General features: G+C 60.4%; 21 protein-coding genes and 1 tRNA gene. 16 read left to right on the top strand and 6 right to left on the bottom strand.

Annotated elements, in window-relative coordinates:
• Positions 1-3 precede the first annotated feature (3 nt).
• Together NW852_RS09785 and NW852_RS09780 are read right to left on the bottom strand one after the other, a co-directional pair.
• Complete coding sequence (locus NW852_RS09785; protein WP_414426687.1) at positions 4-2,385, bottom strand: M48 family metalloprotease; 2,382 nt, start codon at positions 2,383-2,385, stop codon at positions 4-6.
• A 196-nt stretch (positions 2,386-2,581) separates the two neighbouring features.
• Positions 2,582-3,028, bottom strand: a complete 447-nt coding sequence (locus NW852_RS09780) for a Fur family transcriptional regulator (protein ID WP_414365540.1) — start codon at positions 3,026-3,028, stop codon at positions 2,582-2,584.
• A gap of 322 nt (positions 3,029-3,350) precedes the next feature.
• Between NW852_RS09780 and NW852_RS09775 the strand changes: the two genes are divergently transcribed.
• Both NW852_RS09775 and NW852_RS09770 read left to right on the top strand, forming a co-directional pair.
• Positions 3,351-3,731, top strand: coding sequence for a hypothetical protein (locus tag NW852_RS09775; protein WP_414372398.1), 381 nt, complete (start codon positions 3,351-3,353; stop codon positions 3,729-3,731).
• 46 nt (positions 3,732-3,777) lie between these two features.
• Positions 3,778-5,070 (top strand): D-alanyl-D-alanine carboxypeptidase, encoded by a 1,293-nt coding sequence (locus tag NW852_RS09770; RefSeq protein ID WP_414372396.1) that lies wholly within the window; start codon positions 3,778-3,780, stop codon positions 5,068-5,070.
• 128 nt (positions 5,071-5,198) lie between these two features.
• Here the strand turns inward: NW852_RS09770 and NW852_RS09765 are convergent.
• Positions 5,199-5,271: transfer RNA gene (locus NW852_RS09765), tRNA-Ile, on the bottom strand.
• Positions 5,272-5,371: 100 nt separating this feature from the next.
• On the opposite strand from NW852_RS09765, the gene NW852_RS09760 reads away from it, so the two are divergent.
• The 10 genes from NW852_RS09760 to NW852_RS09715 all read left to right on the top strand — a co-directional run bounded on the left by NW852_RS09760 (position 5,372) and on the right by NW852_RS09715 (position 13,670).
• Positions 5,372-5,938, top strand: coding sequence for a TMEM165/GDT1 family protein (locus tag NW852_RS09760; RefSeq protein WP_414372394.1), 567 nt, complete (start codon positions 5,372-5,374; stop codon positions 5,936-5,938).
• A 57-nt stretch (positions 5,939-5,995) separates the two neighbouring features.
• Positions 5,996-6,289: a TMEM165/GDT1 family protein gene (locus NW852_RS09755; protein WP_414385588.1), complete on the top strand. Its 294-nt coding sequence runs from the start codon at positions 5,996-5,998 to the stop codon at positions 6,287-6,289.
• Positions 6,290-6,396: 107 nt separating this feature from the next.
• Complete coding sequence (locus tag NW852_RS09750; RefSeq protein WP_414372390.1) at positions 6,397-6,549, top strand: hypothetical protein; 153 nt, start codon at positions 6,397-6,399, stop codon at positions 6,547-6,549.
• Between the two features lie 98 nt (positions 6,550-6,647).
• The gene (gene pyrH / locus NW852_RS09745) at positions 6,648-7,412 is read left to right on the top strand and encodes a UMP kinase (protein WP_414372388.1); all 765 of its coding nucleotides are present in this window, start codon (positions 6,648-6,650) and stop codon (positions 7,410-7,412) included.
• Positions 7,413-7,532: 120 nt separating this feature from the next.
• On the top strand, positions 7,533-8,663 hold the full coding sequence (gene mltG / locus NW852_RS09740; RefSeq protein ID WP_414365533.1) for an endolytic transglycosylase MltG: 1,131 nt from the start codon (positions 7,533-7,535) through the stop codon (positions 8,661-8,663).
• Positions 8,664-8,709: 46 nt separating this feature from the next.
• Positions 8,710-9,198, top strand: a complete 489-nt coding sequence (locus NW852_RS09735) for a YqeG family HAD IIIA-type phosphatase (RefSeq protein ID WP_414365531.1) — start codon at positions 8,710-8,712, stop codon at positions 9,196-9,198.
• A gap of 357 nt (positions 9,199-9,555) precedes the next feature.
• Positions 9,556-10,203: a thermonuclease family protein gene (locus NW852_RS09730; RefSeq protein ID WP_414365530.1), complete on the top strand. Its 648-nt coding sequence runs from the start codon at positions 9,556-9,558 to the stop codon at positions 10,201-10,203.
• A gap of 308 nt (positions 10,204-10,511) precedes the next feature.
• The gene (locus NW852_RS09725) at positions 10,512-11,462 is read left to right on the top strand and encodes a LysR substrate-binding domain-containing protein (RefSeq protein WP_414365528.1); all 951 of its coding nucleotides are present in this window, start codon (positions 10,512-10,514) and stop codon (positions 11,460-11,462) included.
• 85 nt (positions 11,463-11,547) lie between these two features.
• Complete coding sequence (locus tag NW852_RS09720; RefSeq protein ID WP_414426686.1) at positions 11,548-12,459, top strand: alpha/beta fold hydrolase; 912 nt, start codon at positions 11,548-11,550, stop codon at positions 12,457-12,459.
• A 425-nt stretch (positions 12,460-12,884) separates the two neighbouring features.
• Positions 12,885-13,670, top strand: coding sequence for an ABC transporter permease (locus NW852_RS09715; RefSeq protein ID WP_414365675.1), 786 nt, complete (start codon positions 12,885-12,887; stop codon positions 13,668-13,670).
• A gap of 38 nt (positions 13,671-13,708) precedes the next feature.
• On the opposite strand, the gene metH is transcribed toward NW852_RS09715, so the two are convergent.
• Entirely contained in the window at positions 13,709-17,353 is a 3,645-nt protein-coding gene (metH, locus tag NW852_RS09710) for a methionine synthase (RefSeq protein WP_414372385.1), read from the bottom strand.
• A 660-nt stretch (positions 17,354-18,013) separates the two neighbouring features.
• Between metH and rpoD the strand changes: the two genes are divergently transcribed.
• Genes rpoD through cobS form a run of 3 tightly spaced genes read left to right on the top strand, consistent with a single transcriptional unit; the run spans position 18,014 to position 20,461 of the window.
• Positions 18,014-19,228, top strand: a complete 1,215-nt coding sequence (rpoD, locus tag NW852_RS09705) for an RNA polymerase sigma factor RpoD (RefSeq protein WP_414372383.1) — start codon at positions 18,014-18,016, stop codon at positions 19,226-19,228.
• Positions 19,229-19,288: 60 nt separating this feature from the next.
• A complete protein-coding gene (locus NW852_RS09700) occupies positions 19,289-19,633 on the top strand; it encodes a DUF4342 domain-containing protein (RefSeq protein WP_414372381.1) in 345 nt (114 codons plus the stop codon).
• Positions 19,634-19,681: 48 nt separating this feature from the next.
• A complete protein-coding gene (gene cobS / locus NW852_RS09695) occupies positions 19,682-20,461 on the top strand; it encodes an adenosylcobinamide-GDP ribazoletransferase (protein ID WP_414372379.1) in 780 nt (259 codons plus the stop codon).
• A 36-nt stretch (positions 20,462-20,497) separates the two neighbouring features.
• Here cobS and NW852_RS09690 read toward each other — a convergent pair whose 3' ends face one another.
• Positions 20,498-21,460, bottom strand: coding sequence for a bifunctional riboflavin kinase/FAD synthetase (locus NW852_RS09690; protein WP_414415057.1), 963 nt, complete (start codon positions 21,458-21,460; stop codon positions 20,498-20,500).
• A gap of 21 nt (positions 21,461-21,481) precedes the next feature.
• Positions 21,482-21,967 carry a CGLD27 family protein gene (locus NW852_RS09685; RefSeq protein ID WP_414365669.1) on the bottom strand — a complete coding sequence of 162 codons (486 nt, stop codon included), beginning with the start codon at positions 21,965-21,967 and terminating at the stop codon, positions 21,482-21,484.
• Between the two features lie 141 nt (positions 21,968-22,108).
• Here NW852_RS09685 and NW852_RS09680 point away from each other — a divergent pair, with 141 nt between their 5' ends.
• The gene (locus NW852_RS09680; RefSeq protein ID WP_414426685.1) at positions 22,109-23,119 is read left to right on the top strand and encodes an FHA domain-containing protein; all 1,011 of its coding nucleotides are present in this window, start codon (positions 22,109-22,111) and stop codon (positions 23,117-23,119) included.
• Positions 23,120-23,215: the final 96 nt, after the last annotated feature.

Below are 23,215 nucleotides of genomic sequence, written 5' to 3'. Positions count from 1 at the left end.
AGCCTAGAACGGGAAAAAGACCATCAGCAGCAAGGCAGCAATCAAGCCCAGCGCCACCTGAACTGCCTGCCCAAAAGGAGGATGGCTGGTCACCACTTCGCCATAGCGGCTCTGGAAGCGGGACAGATCTAGGTAGGGAACTACCCCCCGCCGGAACCATCCCACCACCGCTCCTTCTTGGCCGATCAGCCTGCCTGCCCGGCTCTCCCCAAACAGGAAGTTGCCCAGCGGCCCAAACCGAGAAACATAGCGCAAGAAAATCATCCCCGTCTCATCCTGGAACTTGAGATCGGCGCCAAAGCGATAGCCTGGATCCCCTCGCCCAATCACCCGCCCCTGCAACTGCACCGGCAAGCCGCGCAAGGGGCTGGCATAGGGGTTGCTCATCGCCTTCAACACCGTCAACGCCGGCGGGTTTTCCAAGCTGGGGTACATCACCGTCATCTTCAGCAGTAGGCCCAAGCTGGCTCCCGCCACGGCCAGGCCGGCAAACATGCCGTAAGACCCTGCCTGCAGAGCGGGGATCCCGAGCACCATCCCCAAGATCGCCCCCAGCCACTCGGCGTTTAACAAAACCACGTCCAGAAGAAAATTGCCGTAGAGCTGCTGGCGGTTGAGCTGCTTGCCCTGGGCCACCACGCTGGCCATGTCGAACTCCACCGGCAGATCCAGTTGTTCGGCATAGGTGCCCAGCGCCCGCACCCGCTTGCCAGTGAGGGGATGGGTGGAGTTCAGCTCCATCCACCAGGCCCAAGGGTTAAACAGATCCCACAAAAACACCCTGCCCACCTGGCTGGGATCCGCAGCCATCCGGTAAGCTGTTCCCACCATCACCGCCGCCTTGGCATCGTAGATCCCCAAGGCCCGCGTCCCTTCCAGCAGGCGAGCACTGCGCTGTCGGGCTTCCTCATCCTGTTCCCGCTCCCCTTCTTGCACAATGCCAAAGGCTATTTTCACCAGAGCCCGCGAGAGGGCGTTGGGGTTGCCGGTGGTTTCGGCGGCAAAGTGATCGGCAAAGTACTCCCGCACCCGCGACAGATACAGCACCAAGTAGGAGCCAGCCACGTAGAAAAAGTAGGCGACCAGCGCCAAGGAACCTATGTTTTTGCCCCCTCTGCGATCCCGGCGCGTGTCGCGCAGGTAGACGTAGAGGAGGTAGAGGATCTGCACCAATGTGGAAGCCAGAGTCATGACCGCGAAATCCCAGTGGATCACATGCCCCAGCTCGTGGGCATAAACTGTAGCCACCTCCTCATCTTCCAAGTAGGTGAACAGGCCCTCGCTGACGACGATGCGGGCCGTATCCGGCAGGCTGCCATAGGTAAAGGCAGTGGGGTTTTGGTCGCGGATCAGACCCAGCTTCGGCTGCTTCAGCTTGTACTGGCGGCAGACCCGTTCGATCACCTCCGCGCTTTCGGGGCTGCGACGCCCGATTTCTGCCAGGCTCACCCACTGGGTGCCGTAGAGGCTGTGCTGGATCCAGTCCATCAGCCAGGGGGACAAAAAGAAAATCAGGGCGTTGAAGGCCAGGGTGAGCAAAACAGCAAAAAGGAGAGAGCCAAAAGAGAACCCCTCTTCCAAGGTGCCGAAAACGGCCAGGGCCAGCACAAACACCATGCCGAACAACAGGCTCAGGGTCACGCCGGCGGCCAGAGTGAGGTTGCCGGCAAAGCTGGCCAAAACCAGCGAGACCCCTGTCTGAGGAGCGCGATACCGGCGGTGGGTCTGACCGGTTTTGAGATTGGAGGTGGCGGGATCCAACTCTGCTAAGGTGCGGCTGGGGTTGAAGCAATAGCGGCTCAGCCAAACGCTCAACAGGCGCAGCTCATGGGGATTGAGGCTTTTCAGAGGTTCCAGCCACAGGGATGCTTCCACCGACAACGTCACCGTCGAGACGGCGCCGGGGTTGCGGAACAAGGTGGGCAGTAGGGGCAAAACCTCCTCTTTTTGCCCAGCGGTGAGGCTATGAAAACCCAAGACCGCCTGGCGCACCACGCTCGAAGGTTGAGGCAGGTCGGCAGTGAGCAACTGGCGGTCTTGGACAAAGCAGTAGCGGCTGAGATCTGGACTGTCGGCGGGATCCCTCCTGCCCGTCGCCACTTCCGGAGCCAGCCTCACCTGGGCCTTCCAGTCGGCCTGCTGCTGGCCGATGGGGCGGCTGTAGAGAGCCAAGCGCCTAACTTGGGGGTAGCGTTTGGCCATGACCTTCTGGAACCAGGCTGTCAGATGCTCATAGTTGAGGACAACATTGGCGGGCCGATTGAGCATGACCACCAAGGCGTAGTCCTCGGCATTGTCCTGGAGGGGCTGGACCTTCACCTGGATCCTCAGACGCAGGTTTGCCAGAGCTTGCTCTAGCCACTGCGCCACTTCCTGCTCGTTCATAGCCATCTCCCGAATTGGGTGGGATAAGCTCAGTTATTGCCTCAACTGCCAATGGCTTTCGACTTTACAGCGGCTATTCTGGCACTTTCCCTGCCAAGGGGATCCCCATCTTCCCACAAACCCAGTACAGCTCCGCTGCTGGGAGAACGCCCCGGGCAAGTATCTGTCCAGGAGCTGAGCTTCAGAAATTGTTTGGCTACAAGATCGAGCGCTGTCCCTCCGGGCTGATGCCGATGATGGTGAGCTGGCAATCCAGCACCTTAAAGCCGTACTTTTCAGCCACCTTCTGGCTGATATTCAGGATGGCGTTGTTTTTGAACTCGATGACTTTGTTGGTTTTAATGCAAACCAAATGGTGGTGGTGGTGGGGGGCAGGCTGGTTGATCTCATAATGTTTGTGGCCTTCGGTCAGTTCCAGCTCGCGCAAAATGCCCATGCGTGCCATCAGCTTGACAGTGCGATAGATGGTGGAAAGGCTGATGTTGTGGCCTTCTTCCCGCAACTTTTTGTGCAGCTCCTCAGCGCTTAGGTGAGTGCCCTCGGGTAGGTTCTGAAAGGTTTGCAAGATAATCTCCCGCTGCCGGGTGGCTCGCCAGCCTCTGGCGTTCAGCTCTGCTTTGAAAGCTTCTTCTGTGTAGACCATAATGCCGCCTCTCCACTTTTGGGAAACATCGCCGCAACAGTCAATAAGTTCTGCAATTGATAATAGCTTCATCCAAGATAGTGCCACCGACTTTCGGCTGCCAAAGGAATCCTGCCCGCCCTCTAGAGAGGCAACCCCGGCGTCCGGACTGCCAGAGGGTGCGGGAAACCGGATCCCGCCTCTATTGGAAATGAGCTAGCCTACAGGGTATGCCCAGGTGGTTCTATAGTTCGAGTGAGTCTGGGCTAACATACTCGGGAAAAGGCCCGCGGCATCCCGGCGGCGTTGGTCAGCGTAGTCAATACGGGAAGGGAAAACAAAGATGCGGTTTGAGCAGCCCAAAACCTATTCCATCTCTCTAGGTGGCTGGGGCTTCTGGCTGGGATCCCTGGCCTTGGCAGCTTTGCTGACCCGTGTCGGGCTGGGTTGGCTGGTTGCTGGGTTGGTGGCTCTGTTGCTGTTCTTGCTCTCTCTGCCGGTACTGGTGCTGCTGGCCTTTCGTTGGTGGGCACGCCGCTGGATTGCCACGGATCGCTGCCCGGTCTGTGGGTCGGAATCGCAGGCCATCGAGGGCAGCCGCTTCTTCTGCCCCAGTTGTGGCGAGCCCCTGTTTGTTGCCGATGGACATTTTTACCGGCAAACGCCCCCCGGCACCATCGACGTGGAACCTGTGGAAGAGAGCGGCTGGGAGCTGCCGAGCTGAGGGATCCGCTCCTGCGGTGGGTCGGCGTTTTTAGAGGGCCTTTTGGGTGAAAAGTGCTCTGCAATACTATTGCGAACGACAGCGGCGGGTCTGGCCGGGCTGGCGGTTGGTTGCGATCGGGGTGGGGATGCTCTCGGCGGCGCTCCTGCTGCTGAGCTCAGCTCATTTTTCCCAGGCGACGGCGCAGGGATCCCTGCAGCCCCAGGTGGAGGCGTACCTAGCCCGGTTGAGCGGTCGTGGCTTTGCTTCCGCGGCCCAGGGGGTTTGGCTACAGATGGGTGACCAAGTTTTGGGGCAACACCAGGGATCCAAGGCTCTGCCGGCAGCCTCTCTGACCAAGGTGGCCACTACCCTGGCTGCTCTGCAGCAGTTTGGATGGCAACACCGCTTCGTCACCACCTACTTGACAGCAGGTTCGCTGGGAACGGACGGAGTTTTGCAGGGCGATCTCTGGGTGCTGGGAGGGGAGGATCCCTTCTTTGTTTGGGAGGAAGCCTTCGCGGTGGGGAATGCCCTCAACGCCCAGGGGATCCGCCAGGTGCGCGGGGATCTGGTGGTGGCGGGCCGCTTTTACATGAACTTTTCCCAGGATGTGGCCCGCTCGGGAGCGCTGCTGCGGCAGGGGATAGATGCTCGCCTCTGGCCCTCGGAAGCCCAGGCGCAATTTCAAACTCTGCCCCCCGGCACGCCCAGGCCGCAGGTGGAGATTTTGGGGTCGGTGCGAGTTGCCCAGCAGATCCCCTCGGAGGCCCAGGTCTTGCTCAGACATGAATCGCCTCCTCTCCTTCATCTACTCAAGCTGATGAACCTCTACAGCAACAATGCCATGGCCGAGATGCTGGCGGAGGCGGTGGGGGGAGCGGCCCAGGTAGCCCAAAGGGCTCGGGCTGCAGCAGGGATCCCGGCAGAAGAGCTGCACCTGATCAACGGCTCAGGGTTGGGGGTGGAAAACCGCATCTCCCCGCGGGCCAATGTAGCTATGTTGCGGGCCATTCAATCGCTGCTGGAAGAGCACGGCTTGTCGCTAGCAGATGCCTTTGCCGTCGTCGGCCAGGATGTGGGGGTGTTGGAGCGGCGGCTGCTGCCGGCGATCTTGATCGCCAAGTCCGGCACCCTACCCAGCGTCAGCACCTTGGCGGGCGTGTTGCCAACTGAGCGGGGGGATATCTGGTTTGCTGTGATGAACAGCGGGGCCAACTTGGCCGACTTGCGCACCTCGCAGGGAGAATTCCTCAGCCAGCTCCAGTCCCAGTGGGGATCCCCCACCGCCTTGCCCGAGCGCTGGCTGCCTCGCTCCGTAGATACGGGATCCCGCACGGAGTCTAGCCCCCGCCTTTGATACGTCTCCTTTTGCCGTCCTGGGATAGGGGCTGGAAGGGGTTGCCTCAGCAGCAAAGTGCCTGGGGATGGGAAACCATCTCCAGCCGGTTTCAATCCAGCACTCTTCTGCGGAGAGCGTTTTGGCGATGGGGCGTACAGGAATCGAACCTGTGTAAGGCAAATTATGAGTTTGCTGCCTAAACCGCTCGGCCAACGCCCCTTCTTTCTCTACTTTAGCGCCCCTGTCTTTTCCAGAACCGGTGAAAAAAGCCCTGCTACAGGATAAGCTGCATGTCGGTGGTTAGCGGACAGCGGAGACCATGGCATCAGGGCGTTCTTGGCAGGGGCAACTGGCTTTAGGCTTGGGGCTGACAGCCCTATCCTTGGCTCTCTATTGGAGCTTTTTGGCCGTTGGGCAGCACTATCTCCACTGGAACGAAGCCACCGCTGTTGACTGGCAACCCACCAGTGAGAACCTGGCCCCGTCTCCTGCCCTGGAAGCGCAAACGGTGCCGTCCCTCTCTGAAGCCTCTTCTGCCGTCAACAACCTGCTAGAGCAATCCCCACTGCGGCTCTGGCTTGTTACCTTTATAACCGTGTTTGTGGCGGAGATGGGCGATAAGACTCAATTGGCCACCTTGCTCATGAGCGCCCAATCCAAGTCTCCCTGGGCAATTTTTTTCGGCTCTGCCAGCGCTCTGGTGACCGCCAGTTTGCTCAGCGTAGCCTTGGGGGGAGGACTGGGACAGGTGATCCCGGCAGACTGGCTACAATGGTTAGCGGGCAGCGGCTTCCTGGCAATCGGGAGCTATGTCCTCTGGCGGGAATGGCAAGGGAAGAGTGAGCCCTCTGAGGGAAGCGAGGGTGGCCTGCCAGGGAAAAGTTGAGAGCAACTTGGCTAGAGAGGCGTGTTGAGCCAGCACAGCAGTCAGATTTTCTCTTTCTTGAGACAGACCGCGGCGCGAGCTGCTCTGGTCAGCTTCGGCTCAATTTTGCTGGCCGAAATGGGCGATAAAACCCAGCTGGCCACCCTGCTCCTCAGCGCCCACTCGCAAAATCTTGGGGTGATCTTCTGCGGGGCTGCTGCTGCCCTGATCAGCACCAGCTTCATCGGGGTGTGGGCGGGAGCCTGGGTAGCGCGGGTCATCCCTCCCCGCTGGATCAAAACCTCGGCAGGCGTAGGGTTCCTCCTAATCGGCCTCTCCCTACTCTGGGGATCCCTGCCCATAGCCGGCTGAGCAAAGGCCTTCAGGATGGCTTCGGCAAAGCATGTTACGATTAAGGACACCTCGCACTCTACCGGAGTGCTTTACTTGATGCCGGACAACCGGTCAGGAAGACCAGCATGGCCAAAAAACGCAACCTGAAGCGGGAAAAAGCCGAGCGCAACCGCGAGTATGCCAAGCAGTTTCAGAAAAGTCGTGCTCGCAATAGCCGCCGCTTCCGTTCTGTCCCTCGTGATCAGGAGGCCAGCGCTGGCGAAGAACAGCAGGCGTGATGGCGAGTTTATCGAGAGGCTCTGTTGGCCAACACCCTAACCGGATCTAGCCCAGCAAAGCTGCTATTGTAGGCAGGGGTGGGCTGGAGCGGACAACCATGAAGTACCGACGTATTCTGCTGAAGCTGAGCGGTGAAGCCCTCATGGGGGAACGTCCCTACGGGATTGACCCCGAGGTCTTGCAATCCATTGCCGGCGAAGTGGCCTCGGTGGTGCGGGCGGGCGTGCAGGTGGCGATCGTGGTGGGAGGGGGCAACATCTGGCGCGGGCGCAAGGAAGCGGCTGCCCAGGGGATGGATCAAGCTTCTGCTGACTACGTGGGGATGTTGGCCACCGTCATCAATGCCCTAACCCTGCAGGATGCCATCGAGCGAGCCGGGATCCCGACGCGGGTGCAGACGGCCATTGCCATGCAGGAGGTGGCAGAGCCTTACATTCGTCGCCGCGCCATTCGTCACCTGGAAAAAGGGCGGGTGGTGATCTTTGGGGCAGGATCCGGAAATCCCTTCTTTACCACCGACACGACTGCGGCCTTGCGGGCGGCGGAGATCGATGCCGAGGTGATTTTCAAGGCCACCAAGGTGGACGGAGTTTACGACGCGGATCCCAAGACCCATCCTCAGGCCCGCCGCTACGATGTTCTCAGCTACCAGGATGTGCTTACCCGAGATCTGCGGGTGATGGACAGCACCGCCATCGCCCTCTGCAAAGAAAATCAACTACCCATCGTGGTTTTCGACCTAACCACCCCCGGCAACATCTACCGGGTGGTGCAGGGTGAGCCCATCGGCACTTGGATTGGACAAACAACTCCCAAGAGCAATGGGATCCCTGCCCGCTTGGCCCAGGAGAGTGGATCCTAAGTGGAATAGGTCGAGGCTACACTGGGGGTGGCCTTGAGTGGCCGGTGACGGCCTGAGGATCTCTTCTGGCCACGCCAACCTGGCCAGAGGATGTGCTGACGCGATGTGGAGGGGAAGGCGATGACAGATCACCGCGATCCCGCCTCGCCCGAAGGCCTGATCGCCCAGAGTGCTCCGCCCTGCTGCCGCCAACGCTGGGGTCGCCGTCTGGTGCAAGGCTTAGCTTTCCTGGTGGCTTTGGCCGTCGGCTTTGGCTACTGGCGCTGGCAGACCTGGCTTCAGCCGGTGGGTGGCCCAGAGCCAATCCAGGTGGTGATCCAGCCAGGCAGCAGCAGCCGTTTAATCGGAAAACAACTGCACCAAGCGGGGGTGATCCGCTCTGCTTTGGCCTGGGAGCTGTGGAGCCGCACCTTTGGCCGCGACTGGCTGTTTCAGGCAGGTACCTACGCTTTGGATCCCAACCAAGACATGCTATCTGTAGCCCGACAACTGCGGCAGGGCCGGATTCTGCAGCGGCGGCTGACCATCCCAGAGGGCTGGCGGATCGAGCAGATGGCGGCGGCCTTAGCGGAGCGCAAGTGGATGCCAGCCGATGTTTTCATTGCCACAGCCCGTGTGATCCCACCCCTTGAGTGGCTGCCCCCCAGCTTGAACTCCCTGGAAGGCTACCTCTTCCCCGATACCTATCTTTTTCCTGTCGAACAGGTGGAGGGATCCCTGCCAGATCAGCAAAAAGCCGAGATTGTAATCAACGCTATGCTGCAGCGGTTTGCCGCTGTGGCCCTACCCCTGTTTCGCCAGCACACCACTTCCCTCTCCTTGCATGAGTGGGTTACCCTGGCCAGCATTGTGGAGCGGGAGGCCGCTGTGCCGGAGGAGCGCGCCTTAATCGCGGGTGTCTTCTTGAACCGGCTCAAGCAGGGAATGCCCCTGGGAGCCGATCCGACGGTGGAATATGCCTTGAATATCCGGCAAACTCCGGATCGCCGCCTCACCCTTGCCGAGGTGCGTACTCCCTCTCCCTACAACACCTACCTCAACCCCGGATTGCCCCCTGGCCCCATCGCCAGTCCGGGCTTGGCCAGCCTCAAAGCCGTTTTGGAGCCTGAGGAGACCGACTACCTCTACTTTGTGGCCCGCTACGACGGCACCCATGTTTTCAGCAAGACTCTAGCCGAGCACGAGGCAGCTCAACGGCAAATCCTCCGCGAGCGGCAGGGATCCCCGCCCGGTCTTCAACCTAGTCTTTGATGAGGAGGTCAGGAGAATTGGCGCTTGGTGGTTGAAAAGCTTCCAAATGGTACACAAACCTTGGTTCAAGCTCCTGCAACCGGATGTGGTGGTGGCCGGCACTGTCTTGCGGCTGCGGGCAGAAGATCTGTTGGCCTGGCAGGTGAGGGGTGTCATCTTCGACGTGGACGACACGCTGGTGCCGATCCGCCAGGCGGAGGTGGATCCGGCTGTGGCCGCCTGGCTGGAGCAATTGCGCCCCCACTTTCAGATTTGGCTGGTGAGCAACAACCTCAACCGCAGCCGCATTCGCCAAATTGGTGAGAGCTTAAACCTGCCTTACATTCACGGCGCTGGCAAACCCTCGCGGCGCGCTCTGCGGCGGGCTGTGGCGCAAATGAACTTGCCGGTGGAGGCGGTAGCCATCGTGGGCGATCGCCTGTGGACAGATATCCTGGCGGGCAATCGGCTGGGCTTGGTTACCGTACTGGTCAACTCCCTCCTGCCCAAGACTCCGGAGAAGAGCCCTGCGGCCATTCTGGATCCCCGCTTTTGAGAGAGAGCCATGGCTACCTTGCAAGACGGGAAGGCTCGCGTTGTACCTGCCCCGCGTATGCGGGGGGAGTCGGAGGGAGGTCAGGGCCAATGGCAACGAGACTCTATTTGTATCCCCAGCTCCCCCCTTCCAGAGAGAGAAGAGTTGGGGCGAGAGCGCGAGGCATCGGAGAACCGTTGGGAAACTGTCTACTTAGGCTGCCGATCCGGTGGCGCTTCCGAAAGGAGGAGTCGCGGGAAATCTCGCCAAGTTGACCCATCTGCCACAGTTTTTTGTAGAGTGACGGCAGTGAGCCGGATCCGGCATTAGGCCCGCCGGGTGGCGGTGTAAGGGCAGCGTCAAATCCAAAGGTTAAGCATGCAAACCATCCCTATCGTCAAGTCCGCCATGCAACGGGTGAAGTCCATGATGCAAAAATCGCTGCGGTCTGTTTCCATCTCTCACCGTCCCAAGTCTCTGTTGATATCCCAGGGACGGAGTTTCATTAAGCTGAGCAGCCTGCTGGCCTTACCCTTGCTGGTCTCGGCATGGCCCGCTTGGGCCTTGACCTTAGTGGCCCGTCCGGATCTGCGCAGCCTCAAGCGGGCACAAGTCATTCGGGTGGTCGATTACAACACCCTGGTTGTCCAGCTCGAAGGGGACTTGAATTTGCGCCTGGTGCAACTGATCGGGATTGATCCTCTGCCGGCAGAGGTCAATCCTACGTGGACGGAGCTGCGCAGGCAAACCCCTCTGCCTATCTACAATGCCGGTCAATACCTGCAGACGGCTTTGCTGGGGCGCGAGGTGTTCTTGGAGTTGGATCCCGCTCTGGCGCCCACCCCCACCCTGCCTGCCTACGTTTGGCGGGCCAATACCCTCATCAACCAGGAGATGCTGTTCTTGGGGCATGGCCTACTGTCGCCGCAAACCAATGGCCTCAAGTACGGCGCTATTCTCAAAGAGGCAGCCAATGCGGCAAGGCAGCAGGGGCGCGGCTATTGGACGCCCTATGGCCCTCGCTAGAGAGAAGCCAAAGATGAGTCCAGAGCCGCCTAGCCCTTGGGGATGGCTCTCGACTTCATCAAACAGTTTCGCTGCCATTTGGTAAGGGCTTGGGATCCGCGGTATGGGAAACGGCTCTTCGGGAGAGGCGCTCCGCCCCAGATTCCGTCTAAAAGGCGGGAGCGAGCCGTTCTCTCGAGATTGCTCACCTTTTGTATTTCCTTAGTATTTAGCCTGCTTATATATGATGATCTCAGGCGGGCTTTCGATCCTGGGCTGCCGAGTTCCCTAGGTTGGAAGGGATCCCGCTGGGTGATTTGGAGTTCCCTATGGCGGATGAACTGCCGTTTACCCTGGATCAGCTCCTCATCGTTCAGGCAATTGCGCAGCAGGGGAGTTTTCGGCGGGCTGCTGAGAGCCTGTTTGTCTCCCAGCCGGCGGTCAGCTTGCAGGTGCAGAACCTGGAGCGACAGTTGGGAGTGGTGTTGTTTGACCGTGGCGGGCGCAAGGTGGAACTGACCGATGCGGGGCAGGTGTTGCTGCACTACAGCGAGCGCATCCTCAAACTCTGCCGGGAAACGGTCCAAGCTCTGGCCAATTTGCAAGAGATGGGAGGGGGGCACTTGGTTTTGGGGGCCAGCCAAACGGTGGGCACCTACGTCATGCCCTCTTTGATCGCGCAGTATCACCGCAGCTATCCCCAGATTTCGGTGCAGCTCTTGGTGCAATCCACGCGGCGAATTGCCCAGAAGCTGGTGGAAGGTCGGCTGGATCTGGCCATTGTCGGCGGGGAGATCCCCTTTGACTTACAGCGGCATTTGAAGGTGATGGCTCTGGCGGAAGACGAATACGTGTTGGTCGGCGCCCCCGGCTTTGCCCTCGATGCTCCCGCCCTTGTGGATCTGTTGACTTTGCCCTTCATTACCCTGGATCCCCAGTCTTCCACGCGGCAGACCATCGACCGGGTGTTGAATCGCCACGGCATCAACCCGGGCCAGCTAAACGTACGGCTGGAACTCAGCTCGATTGAGGCGATCAAGAATGCCGTCCAGGCTGGCTTGGGGGTGGCTTTTTTGTCGATGGTGGCAGTGGGCTCCGACTTGGAGCAAGGGCGGCTGAAAAAACTGGCGGTGGAAGGGCTGCAGATACGGCGCACCCTTTGGCTGGCGTTTAACCCGGAGCGCTACCAATCGCAGGCGGCCACCCGCTTTCGCCAGGGGCTGCTGAGCTGCCAAGACTGGCTGAAAACTCCCCCTCCCCACTTACAGTTGATCGCTTGAATGGCAGCTTTTTCCGACCAGATCGGAGAGAGCGGAGGGGATCCCTTGGGAGTGGAAAAAGCTGTGTTCATCGACTAGGGAGCTGATGAGGGAGCAAGAACTGTTGGAACGACTGCCTTTGGCGCAGCGTCTGGCGGAGTTGAGGGCCCGCATTCAAGAGATCCCGCTGCAGAGGGTGCAGTTGGAGGGATTAACTCTGGCGGGAGCAGAGTCCTACTGGGCCGCCTATCGGGAGCTGGGGCAAGGCGAGATGCCGCTGCTGTTTTTGCACGGCTTCATGGCCACTCACGCCAATTGGTGGCCGCTGATGCAAGGGTTGGGCGACCGATACCGCTGCATCGCCCTAGATTTGCTGGGGTTTGGTCAGTCCAGCCAACCGGCTCTGCGCTACGACATCGCCGTGGAAGTAGAGTTTGTGCGCAGGTTTGTCGAGGCGCTACGCCTGTCTGAGCCGGTGTTGGTGGGCCACTCTTTTGGCGGCTGGGTGGCGGCAGCCTACGCCATTCGTTACCCCCTGCGGGGGTTGGTCTTACTGGCGCCTGCCGGGATCCGCGACGACAGCTTTGTCAAACGCTACCGGCACATGCGGCTTTTGCTCCGGGAAGGCGCGTGGGTTGATAGGCTGCTGCGAGCCGCCATCCCTCTGGCCCGCTGGGGACGTTGGGAGGAGCGACTGGCTTGGCTCCTGTGGCTGCGGGGATCCCTGCGCCAGCAGCCGGTGGCCCGACAATTTCTCCGCCAGCGCCTGCGCCCCCAAGATGCCGTTGATACCGTTGAGCGTGACTTACACTCCATTCAGGCCCCCACCCTGGTGATCGCTGCCGAGCAGGACGACACCATCCCCCTCTGGCATTGCCAGACCTATGCAGCAGGGATCCCTGGGGCACAGCTCAAGATCTTGCCAGGAGCTGGACACGCTATCCCTGCCCTGCATGCAGAGCAAGTGCTGCCCCTGATACGGGAGTTTCTGGAGAGCTTGCGCCCAAAGCCGGACTAAGGGATCCCGACCTCTCCTTAGTTCTAAGCAAGCACCCACCCCGGTGAAAGACCCGGACAGTGCTGTCAGTCAACAAGTAAGCGGAACCTTGAGACTGGGTTCCAAGGAACTGTCTAGGGGCGTCTTGACAGCGCCTTTGCGAGTCCATCTGTGGATTGCGCAAGAATCCCCCGACTTTAGTCGGGGGAGTGTCAATGCCCTCATGCCAAGCTTCTTAGCCCGGCAACAGAGAACTCCCTCAACATCGGGGCTGTCTCGGCCCAGGTGGTCATAGCCCTAGCCCCTCTGCCAGAGGGGGAGGGGAGCGGCAGGCAGTATACAGTTTTGCTGCATCTTGCCTAACCAGCGAGCTATAGACTGGGAAGGAGGTAGGCTGGCAGCGCGACTGCTTTTTCCGGCAAATACCTGGGAGGGCAGGAAGGAGAGTGGCGAAGATACCCATCTGGCTACAGGGAGTGAGCTATGCCATCTATGGCTTTCTCTACCTGCCGATTCTGTTGATCGTCGTCTACTCGTTTAACCGCGCCCGCTTTGGCCTGGCGTGGACGGGTTTTACCTTCGATTGGTACTTGGCTCTCTTTCGCAATGCGGCAGTTTGGCAGGCAACCCAAAATACGTTCCTCTTGGCCTTGGTCAGCACCCTGGTGAGCACGGTGCTGGGATCCCTCTTGGGCTATGGCCTCTACCGCTACCGTTTCCCCGGCCAAAAGATTGTGCAGGGGTTGCTGCTGTTGCCGGTCACTGTCCCGGATATTGTGATGGCGATTACGCTGCTGCTGTTTTACCAGTTTGTGCGCGCCTACACCGGCTGGTTTGAGCTGGGCTTGGGAACGATGATCCTGGCCCACATCACCTTTCAGATTGCCTTTGTGGCCATCGTGGTGCGCAGCCGCCTGCAGCTTTTGGATCCCGCTTTGGAGGAAGCCGCCTACGACCTTTACGCCAACACCTGGCAGAAGCTGCGCTATGTAACCTTGCCCCTGGCCAGGCCGGGGATCCTGGCCGCGGCGCTGCTGGCCTTTACCCTCTCCATCGATGACTTTGTCATCTCCTTTTTCACCAGCGGGCCGGAAAGCCAGACCCTGCCCATCCTCATCTACAGCACGGCGCGGCGGGGGGTGACGCCGGAGATCAACGCCCTCTCCACCGTGATTATCCTGGCTACCTTGGTCGTGGTGATGGGGTTTCCCCTGCTCAGCCGCTCCCGCTAGCCCCCCTCTCCCTCAGGGAGAGGGGCTGGGGTGAGGGATCAAGTATTGAAATAGCGGGCCGCCGGGTGGTAGGCGACGATGGCGGTGGTGGACTGTTCCGGATCCAACTGGTCGCTGTCGTCCATGGTCAGGCCGATGCGCTCGGCCCGGAGCAGCTCCAACAAAACCCGCTGATCGGCAATGTTGGGGCAGGCAGGATAGCCGAAGCTGTAGCGGGAGCCGCGGTAGCCCTGGTGCAGGATCTGGCGGATGTCAGGGCTGTCCTCGCCGCCAAAGCCCAGCTCCCGTCGGATGCGGGCGTGGCACCACTCTGCTAAGGCTTCTGCCAGGGTGACGGCCAGGCCGTGGAAGTAGAGGTAGTCAGTGTACTGGCCTTCGGCAAACAGGCGCTGGGCGTAGACCGTGGCCTCTGGCCCCACTGTAACTGCCTGCATGGGGAAAACGTCCACCAGGCCGGTGGAGCGATCGGCGAAGAAGTCGGCAATGCAGAGGCGCTGGCCGGTTTTTTGGCGGGGGAAGGTGAAGCGGGCCAGCTCCCGCACCTGGGGAGAAAGCTGGGGGCGCTCGACAGTGGGCAGTTGGAAGTAGGTGGTGGAGCCGGGCTCTAGAGCAAACAGCTCGGGGAAGCTGGCCGGGTCGAAGAGGATTAACGTATTCCCTTCCGCCTGCGCCGGGAAGTAGCCATAGACCACCTGCGGGTGCAGCAGGTCTTCGCTCAGGATCCGCTCCTTCCAACGCTCGATCACCGGCTCCACCTGGGTGGCGAGAAACTGGGCAAACTCCTCCGCCGACTGGTCGCGCGGCTTGCGGATCTGCCACTGGCCGGCCACCAGGGCCTGTTTGTCGATATAGAAGAAGACTTCCGGCCAGGGGATCTGATCCGAGGCGAGAACTTTGGATCCCCAGAAAGGGGGGATGGGTCGCTCGGTATCCAGGGCAACGGCCTCGGAACGACGGGTGTCTGCCCCGCCGTCGCCAGCCGAGACCGCAAGGGCAGGAGCAGCGCCCACGGTCACCTCTGGAGCCGGCAAGGTGGGATCCGCTGGATCCGCAGCAGCCTCCTTCTGGCCGTTGACTCGCTGCTCCAAGTCATCCAGAAAACCCAGCCGGTCATCCCAGCGCCCGGCAGCCTTGGCCTGCATCAGCCGATCCATAAAGTGCAGGTCGGTAAAGGCGTCGCGGCCATAGATGACTTGGCCCTTGTAGGTCTGGCGGCAGTCTTCTTCCACAAAGCGGCGGGTAAGGGCCGCCCCCCCTAGGATCACAGGCACGGCGATGCCCCGCTCGTTAAACACCTCCAGATTTTCTTTCATAAACGCAGTGGATTTCACCAACAGGCCGCTCATGGCAATGCAGTCGGGCTTGTACTTTTCATAAGCCTCGATGATGTTTTCCACCGGCTGCTTGATGCCCAAATTGATGACCTTGTAGCCGTTGTTGGTGAGGATGATGTCCACCAGGTTTTTGCCGATGTCGTGGACATCCCCCTTGACGGTGGCGATCAAGAAGGTGCCCTTGCACACCTCCCCGCCCACCTTTTCCATGAAGGGCTCTAGGTATTTCACCGCCGCCTTCATGGTTTCTGCCGACTGCAGCACAAAAGGCAGTTGCATTTTGCCGGCGCCAAAAAGCTCCCCCACCTCCTTCATGCCGTCCAGCAAAAAGGTATTGATGATCTCCAGGGGGGAGTATTTCTGCAGCGCCTCCGCCAGGGTCTCCTCCAGGCCGATGCGCTCCCCGTCGATGATGTGCCGCCGCAGCCGCTCTTCCAGCGGCAGCTTGGCCAGGGATCCGGCAGCGCGCAGCTCCTGGCTGGAAACCCCTGCAAACAGCTCCGTCAGCCGCGCCAGGGGATCGTAGGTGCAGATACCCTCAGCGTTAAACTGCCGCCGATCCCAAATGAGATCCCGGCACACCTGCTGCTGCTCCTCCGGGATCTTGCTTAGGGGCAGGATCTTGGCGGCGCTGACGATGGCAGCATCCAGCCCGGCCTGGCGGCACTCGTGCAAAAACACTGAGTTCAAGACCACGCGGGCTGCTGGCGAGAGCCCAAAGGAGATGTTGGAGATGCCCAAGAGGATGTGGGCTTCAGGAAAAGCCTGACGGATGCGGCGAATGGCCTCCAGGGTAGCTGCTCCGTTGGCGCGGTCTTCCTCAATGCCGGTGGAAATGGGCAAGGCCAAGGGGTCAAAGAAAATCTCGTAGGGCGGGATCCCGTACTCAACTGCCTGGCGATAGGCCCGCTCGGCAATCTGGAACTTCTTCTCGGCAGTGCGGGCCATGCCCTCCTCGTCGATGGTGCCGATGACCACCCCTGCGCCGTAGGTCTTGGCCAGCTCCAGCACCTTCAGGAAGCGCTCTTCCCCATCCTCGTAGTTGGTGGAGTTGAGCAGGCACTTGCCCCCGGCCACCTTGAGGCCGGCCTCCATCTTCTGCCAGTCGGTGGAATCCAGCATCAGGGGAAGTGGGATCTGGGTCACCAGCCGCGAGACCAGCTCCCGCATATCCCGCACCCCATCCCGGCCCACGTAGTCCACGTTCACGTCGAGGATGTGGGCTCCCTCCCGCACCTGCTCCCGCGCCAGGGCCACCAGGCCGTCCCAATCTTCAGCGTTGAGCAGCTCCCGCATCTTCTTGGAGCCGCTGGCATTGAGCCGCTCGCCGATGATTAAGAACGAGTTGTCCTGGAGGTAGGGCTGGGGCGAGTAGATCGAGGCGGCAGCCTGGATGCGCTCGACGGAACGACGTTTGGGCCGCAACCCCTGAACGGCTGTCACCAAAGCAGCAATGTGCTCCGGGCGGGTGCCGCAGCAGCCCCCCACCACCGCCACCCCCAGATCCCGCACAAAGTGCTCCAGGTGAAAGCGCAACTGCTCCGGCGTCAGCTTGTAGTGGGCCTTGCCGCCGATGTTTTCCGGCAGGCCAGCGTTGGGGATGCAGGAGATGGGAAAGGGGGAATGGCGGGAGAGATAGCGGATGTGCTCGGCCATTTTGTCCGGCCCGGTGGCGCAGTTGAGGCCCAGCACATCGATGGGGTAGGGCTCCAGGATGGCCAGCGCTGCCCCAATCTCGGTGCCCACCAACATCGTCCCCTGCACCTCAAAGGTCAGGGACACCACCACCGGCAGGCGGATCCCACGGCGGGCCAACTCCTGCTGCACGGCCACCAGCGCCGCCTTGGTCTGCAGAATGTCCTGACAGGTCTCGATGATGAGCAGATCCGCCCCGCCGTCGAGGAGCCCCCGAACTTGCTCCTCATAGGCAGCCCGCATCTCGTCAAAGCTAATGTGCCCCAGGGTGGGCAGCTTGGTGGTGGGGCCGATGGAGCCGGCCACAAAACGAGGCTTTTCCGGCGTTGAGAACTCGGCTGCCACCCGCTTGGCCAGCCGCGCTGCCGCCACGTTGAGCTCGTAGGCTTTTTCCGGGATCCCGTACTCGGCCAAGACAATCGAGGTGGCGCCAAAGGTATTGGTCTCGATGACGTCGGCCCCCACCTCTAGAAAACCCCGGTGAACCTGCGCCACCGCCTCCGGCTTGCTCAGCACCAGGATCTCGTTGCAGCCTTCCAGCTCCGGCCCACCAAAATCGGCTGCCGTCAGGTTCTGGGCTTGCAGAGAGGATCCCATTGCCCCGTCGAAGACAATCACGCGTTCCTGGAGATGCTGCAGGAAGGGGTGGGTCATAGGCGTCGCGGCTCAGGCAGGGATGGGTTCAGAGCTGCTAAAGAAAGCTGGATTTAAGTTAGCATTGAGTCAATTCCCCGGACTAGGCCAAGGCAGGGATCCCCTAGACCAGGATCTCAAGGCTGGGACGGAATGGGGTAAAGTTGAGATTTTCTTCGTCTGCCCTGTTGCTGTTTCCCCAAGGGCGGGCTAATTTAGGGAAGACATTTTGGTGTGAACGGCTACAGTTGTCTGCAGGAACCTTCCTCAAGGTCGCCTGCTGGCTGCTGCAGTTTACTCTTCTCCTTGTATGTTGGGGTGATTGAGGTGCTGAATATCCTGCCCTCTCAGTCAGTAAGTGGCTTGGATTGTGTCAGGGGATAAGCAAAGCCAAAGGTTTGCCTTTCGAGATCTCGGGAGGCTTTACCCATCAAAACGGGTTTTGCGCCAGTTTAGCTAAACCCTATGAGCGATATCTGCTTCGAGATCGGCCTGAGCGATCGGTTGCCTAGAAGTGGGCGAGCTTGCCCGGCACAAACGGGGTTTGCGTCTGCGGAACTTGACTCCCTCCATTTGGCGTCAGGGGCCGCAGCAGAGTTGGCACCTGCTTCCCTCATTTCGGCGTCTAGAACCCCTTAGTCTCCTCCAGTTGTCTGTGATTAAAGTTACGAGGAACTCAGCATGGCTCAAGCAAAGGAATTGGTGAAGTCTGGTCATACGGCTCTTCTCGAACTGGATCTGGAAAGTTCATCCTCCATCCCTTTGGATGCGGACAATGAGGTGGATCCCCTTGAGATGGAACCGGATGCCAGTGACACTGATGCTTTTGATGAGGATGATGAGGACGACGAAGAGTCCCTCGAGGAGGATGCCGATGTTGCTGTCGCCGCTGCCAAGGGCCGTTCAAAGCGCAAAGCGGCCAGCAAGAAAAAACCCTACACCGATGACTCCATCCGCGTCTATTTGCAGGAAATCGGTCGTATCCGCCTGTTGCGGGCAGATGAAGAAATTGAGCTAGCCCGCAAAATTGCCGACCTGCTGGAGTTAGAGCGGGCTCGTGAGGCCGTTTTCCAGCGTATGGGCCTCTGGTCCGACCCGGAGGAGGTACCGGAGACGTTGTGGGCAGAAGAAGTGAAGATGTCTCTGCCTGAATTCCGGCGGCGCTTGCATCGGGGGCGACGGGCCAAAGAAAAGATGGTACAGTCCAATCTGCGGCTGGTGGTCTCTATTGCCAAGAAATACATGAACCGGGGCCTGTCGTTCCAGGATCTCATCCAAGAGGGATCCCTGGGTCTGATCCGGGCAGCGGAAAAGTTTGACCACGAGAAGGGCTACAAGTTTTCCACCTATGCCACTTGGTGGATTCGCCAGGCCATCACCCGTGCCATTGCCGACCAATCGCGCACCATTCGCCTGCCGGTCCACCTCTACGAGACCATCTCCCGCATCAAGAAGGTCACCAAGCAGCTTTCTCAGGAGCTGGGCCGCAGGCCGACCGAAGAGGAGATCGCCACCCGCATGGAGATTACCATCGAGAAGTTGCGCTTCATCGCCAAGTCGGCTCAGCTTCCCATCTCTCTGGAGACTCCCATCGGTAAGGAAGAGGATTCGCGGCTGGGGGACTTCATCGAGTCGGAAGGGGAAACCCCCGAGGAGCGAGTGGCCAAGGTTTTGCTCCGAGAGGATCTGGAAAGCGTGCTGGAAACTCTCACCCCCCGCGAGCGGGATGTGTTGAAGCTGCGCTACGGCCTAGACGATGGCCGTATGAAAACTCTGGAGGAGATCGGCCAGATCTTCAACGTGACCCGCGAGCGGATCCGGCAGATCGAGGCCAAGGCGCTCCGCAAGCTGCGCCACCCCAATCGCAACAGCGTGTTGAAAGAGTACATCCGCTAGGATCCGGTCTTAGGATGGACTCAGTTGCCGCCGCCAACCGACGTATGGAGCCTCTTCAGTATGAACCCCCATGAGACGCCGGATCCCAACTCCTCTGCAAAGGCTGACGGGGAGGGCAGGGATCTGCCTCCGGCCAGGGTGGAGTACCACGTGGAGGAGTTTAAGATCAGCGGGGACGAGCTGTTGGCCAAAATTCGCGAGTTGATCGAAGAGGCCAATGTTCGCCGCATCCTGATCAAAAATGCCGAAGGGCAGACGCTGATCGAGATCCCTCTGGGCGTAGGAGTGGCCGCAGGGGTGGTGGGGGCGGCTTTGTTTCCGGTGTTGGCGGCTGTGGGAGCAATCGGTGCCCTAGTGGCCAAGCTGACCATTGGGGTGGAGCGAACCATTCGCAATGATTTCTAGCCCGCCAAGATTGTTCTAGCGGCTGACACCCGCCTAGAGGCCAAGCCGGTGAGGCGCTTGTGGGCAGCTTTGACTTTCTACACCGCCCTGCCTTTGGGGAGGTTGGGTAGGCTACAGTTCGAGGGCATTGCTGCCTGGTTGCCGGCAGTGGGCTTGCTGTTGGGTGGGATCCTCACCCTAGCGGCGCTTCTGCTGCAGATTTTCCCGCCGCCGGTGCGAGCAGCTTTGCTCGTGGCTCTGTGGGTGCTGTTAACCGGCGGGCTGCACCTGGATGGGGTGGCTGACACTGCCGATGGGCTGGCGGTCAACGTCCCCAAGAGCTTTGCCGACACGGAACGGCCAGCCGTCAACGGGCTATCCCGCCGCCTGCAGGTGATGAGGGACAGCCACACCGGGCCCTACGGGGTGCTCGCCTTGGTGCTGGTGTTGCTGCTAAAATTTGCCGCCCTGAGCAGCCTGCAGGTCTGGCCTCTCTTGCTGCTGGTGCCGGCTTGGGGACGCTGGGGCCAGTTGCTCGCTATCGCCCTATACCCCTATCTGCGCGACCAGGGATCCGCCCGCTTCCTCAAAGACTCCACCTCTCTGCCGGGATCCCTGTGGCCGGGCACGCTGCTGTTGCTGGCCATCACCGGGGGGGTGGGCTGGGCCGGGCTCCTGGCTTGGCGGCCTTTGCTGCTCTGGACCCTGGGCTCTGCTCTGGGAGCCCTGGCCGTGGGCCATTGGCTCTACCGCCAATTGGGAGGGCACACGGGGGATACTTACGGGGCTACGGTGGAGTGGTCGGAGGCGATAGCCCTGCTGTGGGGATCCCTGATCGGCCCATCCTAAGCCCCCTCTCTTTTTGGGAGAGGGGCGCGAGGGCCTCTAGACCAGGCCAACTTGTTCGGCTAAGCCCAACTGCTGACGGGCCGTTTGGCAGTCTTGCTGAATTTGCTGAACCAAATCCGCCACCGCGGGAAATTTCCGCTCTGTCCGGATAAAGCCCTGCAGCGCCACCTGCACCTCTTGACCGTAGAGATCACCTGTCCAATCCAACAGATGCACCTCGACGGTGTGCTGTGAACCGGCAAACGTGGGCCGATGGCCAATGTTCATCACCCCAGGCAGGGCTGCTGCCTCAGCAGGCACATTCACCCAAACGCTGTACACCCCGTCGCGGGGCAAAAACTTCTCCGGCGGCAGGCGCAGATTGGCGGTGGGAAAACCCAGCTCTCGGCCCCGCCGATCCCCTGGCACCACCTCTCCGATTAGCCGGTAGGGACGGCCCAAGAGCTCTGTTGCCGCTGCCACCTCCCCCGTGGCCAGGGCGGCACGAATGCGAGAGCTGCTCACCCGCTCCCCCCTTAGTTGCGCCTCTGGGATCACCTCCACCGGAATGCAGCGTTCCGATCCCCAGGCTTGGAGGGTTTGGGCGTTGCCGGCACGGCGGTGGCCAAAGCAAAAGTCCCAGCCGATGCTGAGATGGCGAACACGCAGACCCCGTTCCAGTACCGTCTGGATGAACTCCTGGGGAGGCTGGCGGGCAAAGGCGGGGGTGAAGGGGAGTAACACCACCTGCTCAAAGCCCATCTGGGCCAACAGAGCCAGCTTCTCCGCAGGCGGCGTGAGCAGCAGGTGCTTTCGGCCCGTCAACACCTCTTGGGGGTGAGGATGAAAGGTGAGAACTGTGCGCACCCCCTGCAGGGAGTCGCGAATAGGCTGCAGCACCTTTTGATGGCCCAGGTGCAAGCCATCGAAGTTCCCGATGGCAACGGCGGTGGGTCGCAAGGTTTGAGCCAGGTCAGAAGTTACGTGCACCGCTTGGGATCCCGAACAACAAACAGCCAATTAACCACTGCCCGACAATCTCTACCAGAGCGGCCAAAGCAAAGCCATCAGCCCACTGAGGCCAACCACAGCCCACAAGCTACGTCGCAGGCGCTGCAACACAGGGTCGATTTGATAGTGGACGATCAGCCGATGCTGCGCCAGCTCCTCTTCCGATTTGGCGTAGATTGCCCCGTCGTACCAGCCGCTTTCTTCGTAGGGAATCCGCGCCTGCGCCAAGCGCCGCCGCACATAGGCCCATCCCAAGTAGAGGTGGAGCAACACCAGGCCGAGCAAGGCATTGGCCCCCAGCACCGTCCCCGAGGCGAAGTGGCCCCATTCCCCAGCAAAGCTGCCCCAGACCAGCGGCGCAACTACCAGGGCAGTCGCTCCCCAAAGGCCGACAAGCCGCTGCACATAGGGGATCCCTTCCAACACCGGCCAGCGAAAAGGAAAAGCTTCTCTCAGCTCTGCATACTGCCGCAGCGGCTGTTGCTCAGCAGGAATGGGATGGGAAGGATCCACCATACAGCCTTAATGTATCTACACAAAATGATACTGGCAGGCCCAGCCCCCCGCCAAGCCCAGGCCAGCCGCAGTTCAACCGAGGGGGGAGAGGAGTATTCTTAATGTTGTATAGAGCGTGGTCACGTTACCTCCGGTTCTACCATGAGCGTCCCAGGCGAATCTGCCGCCACCACCGCCCCCTATGTGATTTTGAGAGAGCCGGACGGCAGCCAGAGGAAGTATGTTCTCGCCGGAGCGGCCGCTTGGACGGTAGGCCGCGATGCGGACAACTCCATTGTCCTCAACGATCCCAGCGTTTCCCGCCAACATGCCCTGCTGCAGTATTTAGATGACCACAGCATCTATCTCATCGATCTGGGCAGCCGCAACGGCTCATTTGTCAACAATCGCCGCATCAGCATTCCCACCCTGCTGCAAGATGGAGATCACCTCACCCTCGGACAATCGCAGCTCGAGTTTCACAGCGGATCCCTAGCCAGCCTAGAACCCAGCTCTGCCGGCAAACCCTCAGACACCTTGGTCCTGCAGACCCGCTGGCTGATCTCGGTGGCCGTAGTTGACGTGCGCGGTTACGGACAACTGACCCAGCAACTGGACGAGCGCCTGCTTTCCCAGGTGATGGGCGACTGGTTCCGGCGCGGCGGCGACATCATCCAGCACTATGGAGGCAGTGTCGATAAATATATCGGTGACGCGATTATGGCCGTCTGGTTCCATGCACCCCAAGCGGATCCCTTACAAGCTGAACACGCGGAGATTGATCTCGATGTGAAGTCGGTCTTGCAGGCTCTGGTGAAGCTGTTCCAGATGACCGAACAACTGAACGGCGAGTTTCCCCTGCCTTCTCCCCTGCGCTTGGGGGCGGGTGTCAACACCGGCTCAGCCATTGTGCGCCAGGTGGGCAACAACACCCGCCAGGAATACACCGCCCTGGGCGATACGGTTAATTTGGCCTTTCGCATCGAGAGTGCCACCCGCACCCTCAACACTGACCTGGCCATCAGCCAAGACACCTACGCTTGCTTGGCCAAACAACTAAGGCAGGTAGCCGCCTGTTTTTCCCAGCAGGCGGTGCAGCTCAAGGGGTATACCCACCCGCACCAGGTGTACTACTGCGATGTCCGCTCTCTGCAAGCAGTTCTCGAACTCTAACTAAAACGTGCGCAGAAGCTCTAAAACGTGCGCAGAAGCTGGGGATCCACCTCGCCCACATAGGTGTTGAGACCAATGGCCGTGGCAACTAGAGCC

It is taken from the genome of Synechococcus sp. H60.1, from assembly GCF_047462335.1.
Taxonomy (GTDB): Bacteria; Cyanobacteriota; Cyanobacteriia; order Thermostichales; family Thermostichaceae; genus Thermostichus.
This window is presented reverse-complemented; position numbering and strand designations above follow the sequence as displayed.

Coding starts and splice junctions, on each gene's coding strand:
- NW852_RS09680 (WP_414426685.1), top strand. CDS start 22,109: ATGAGCGTCCCAGGCGAATCTGCCGCCACCACCGCCCCCTATGTGATT.
- NW852_RS09785 (WP_414426687.1), bottom strand. CDS start 2,385: ATGAACGAGCAGGAAGTGGCGCAGTGGCTAGAGCAAGCTCTGGCAAAC.
- metH (WP_414372385.1), bottom strand. CDS start 17,353: ATGACCCACCCCTTCCTGCAGCATCTCCAGGAACGCGTGATTGTCTTC.
- NW852_RS09685 (WP_414365669.1), bottom strand. CDS start 21,967: ATGGTGGATCCTTCCCATCCCATTCCTGCTGAGCAACAGCCGCTGCGG.
- NW852_RS09750 (WP_414372390.1), top strand. CDS start 6,397: ATGGCCAAAAAACGCAACCTGAAGCGGGAAAAAGCCGAGCGCAACCGC.
- NW852_RS09730 (WP_414365530.1), top strand. CDS start 9,556: ATGCAAACCATCCCTATCGTCAAGTCCGCCATGCAACGGGTGAAGTCC.
- rpoD (WP_414372383.1), top strand. CDS start 18,014: ATGGCTCAAGCAAAGGAATTGGTGAAGTCTGGTCATACGGCTCTTCTC.
- pyrH (WP_414372388.1), top strand. CDS start 6,648: ATGAAGTACCGACGTATTCTGCTGAAGCTGAGCGGTGAAGCCCTCATG.
- NW852_RS09725 (WP_414365528.1), top strand. CDS start 10,512: ATGGCGGATGAACTGCCGTTTACCCTGGATCAGCTCCTCATCGTTCAG.
- NW852_RS09735 (WP_414365531.1), top strand. CDS start 8,710: ATGGTACACAAACCTTGGTTCAAGCTCCTGCAACCGGATGTGGTGGTG.
- NW852_RS09760 (WP_414372394.1), top strand. CDS start 5,372: ATGGCATCAGGGCGTTCTTGGCAGGGGCAACTGGCTTTAGGCTTGGGG.
- mltG (WP_414365533.1), top strand. CDS start 7,533: ATGACAGATCACCGCGATCCCGCCTCGCCCGAAGGCCTGATCGCCCAG.
- NW852_RS09720 (WP_414426686.1), top strand. CDS start 11,548: ATGAGGGAGCAAGAACTGTTGGAACGACTGCCTTTGGCGCAGCGTCTG.
- NW852_RS09700 (WP_414372381.1), top strand. CDS start 19,289: ATGAACCCCCATGAGACGCCGGATCCCAACTCCTCTGCAAAGGCTGAC.
- NW852_RS09775 (WP_414372398.1), top strand. CDS start 3,351: ATGCGGTTTGAGCAGCCCAAAACCTATTCCATCTCTCTAGGTGGCTGG.
- NW852_RS09780 (WP_414365540.1), bottom strand. CDS start 3,028: ATGGTCTACACAGAAGAAGCTTTCAAAGCAGAGCTGAACGCCAGAGGC.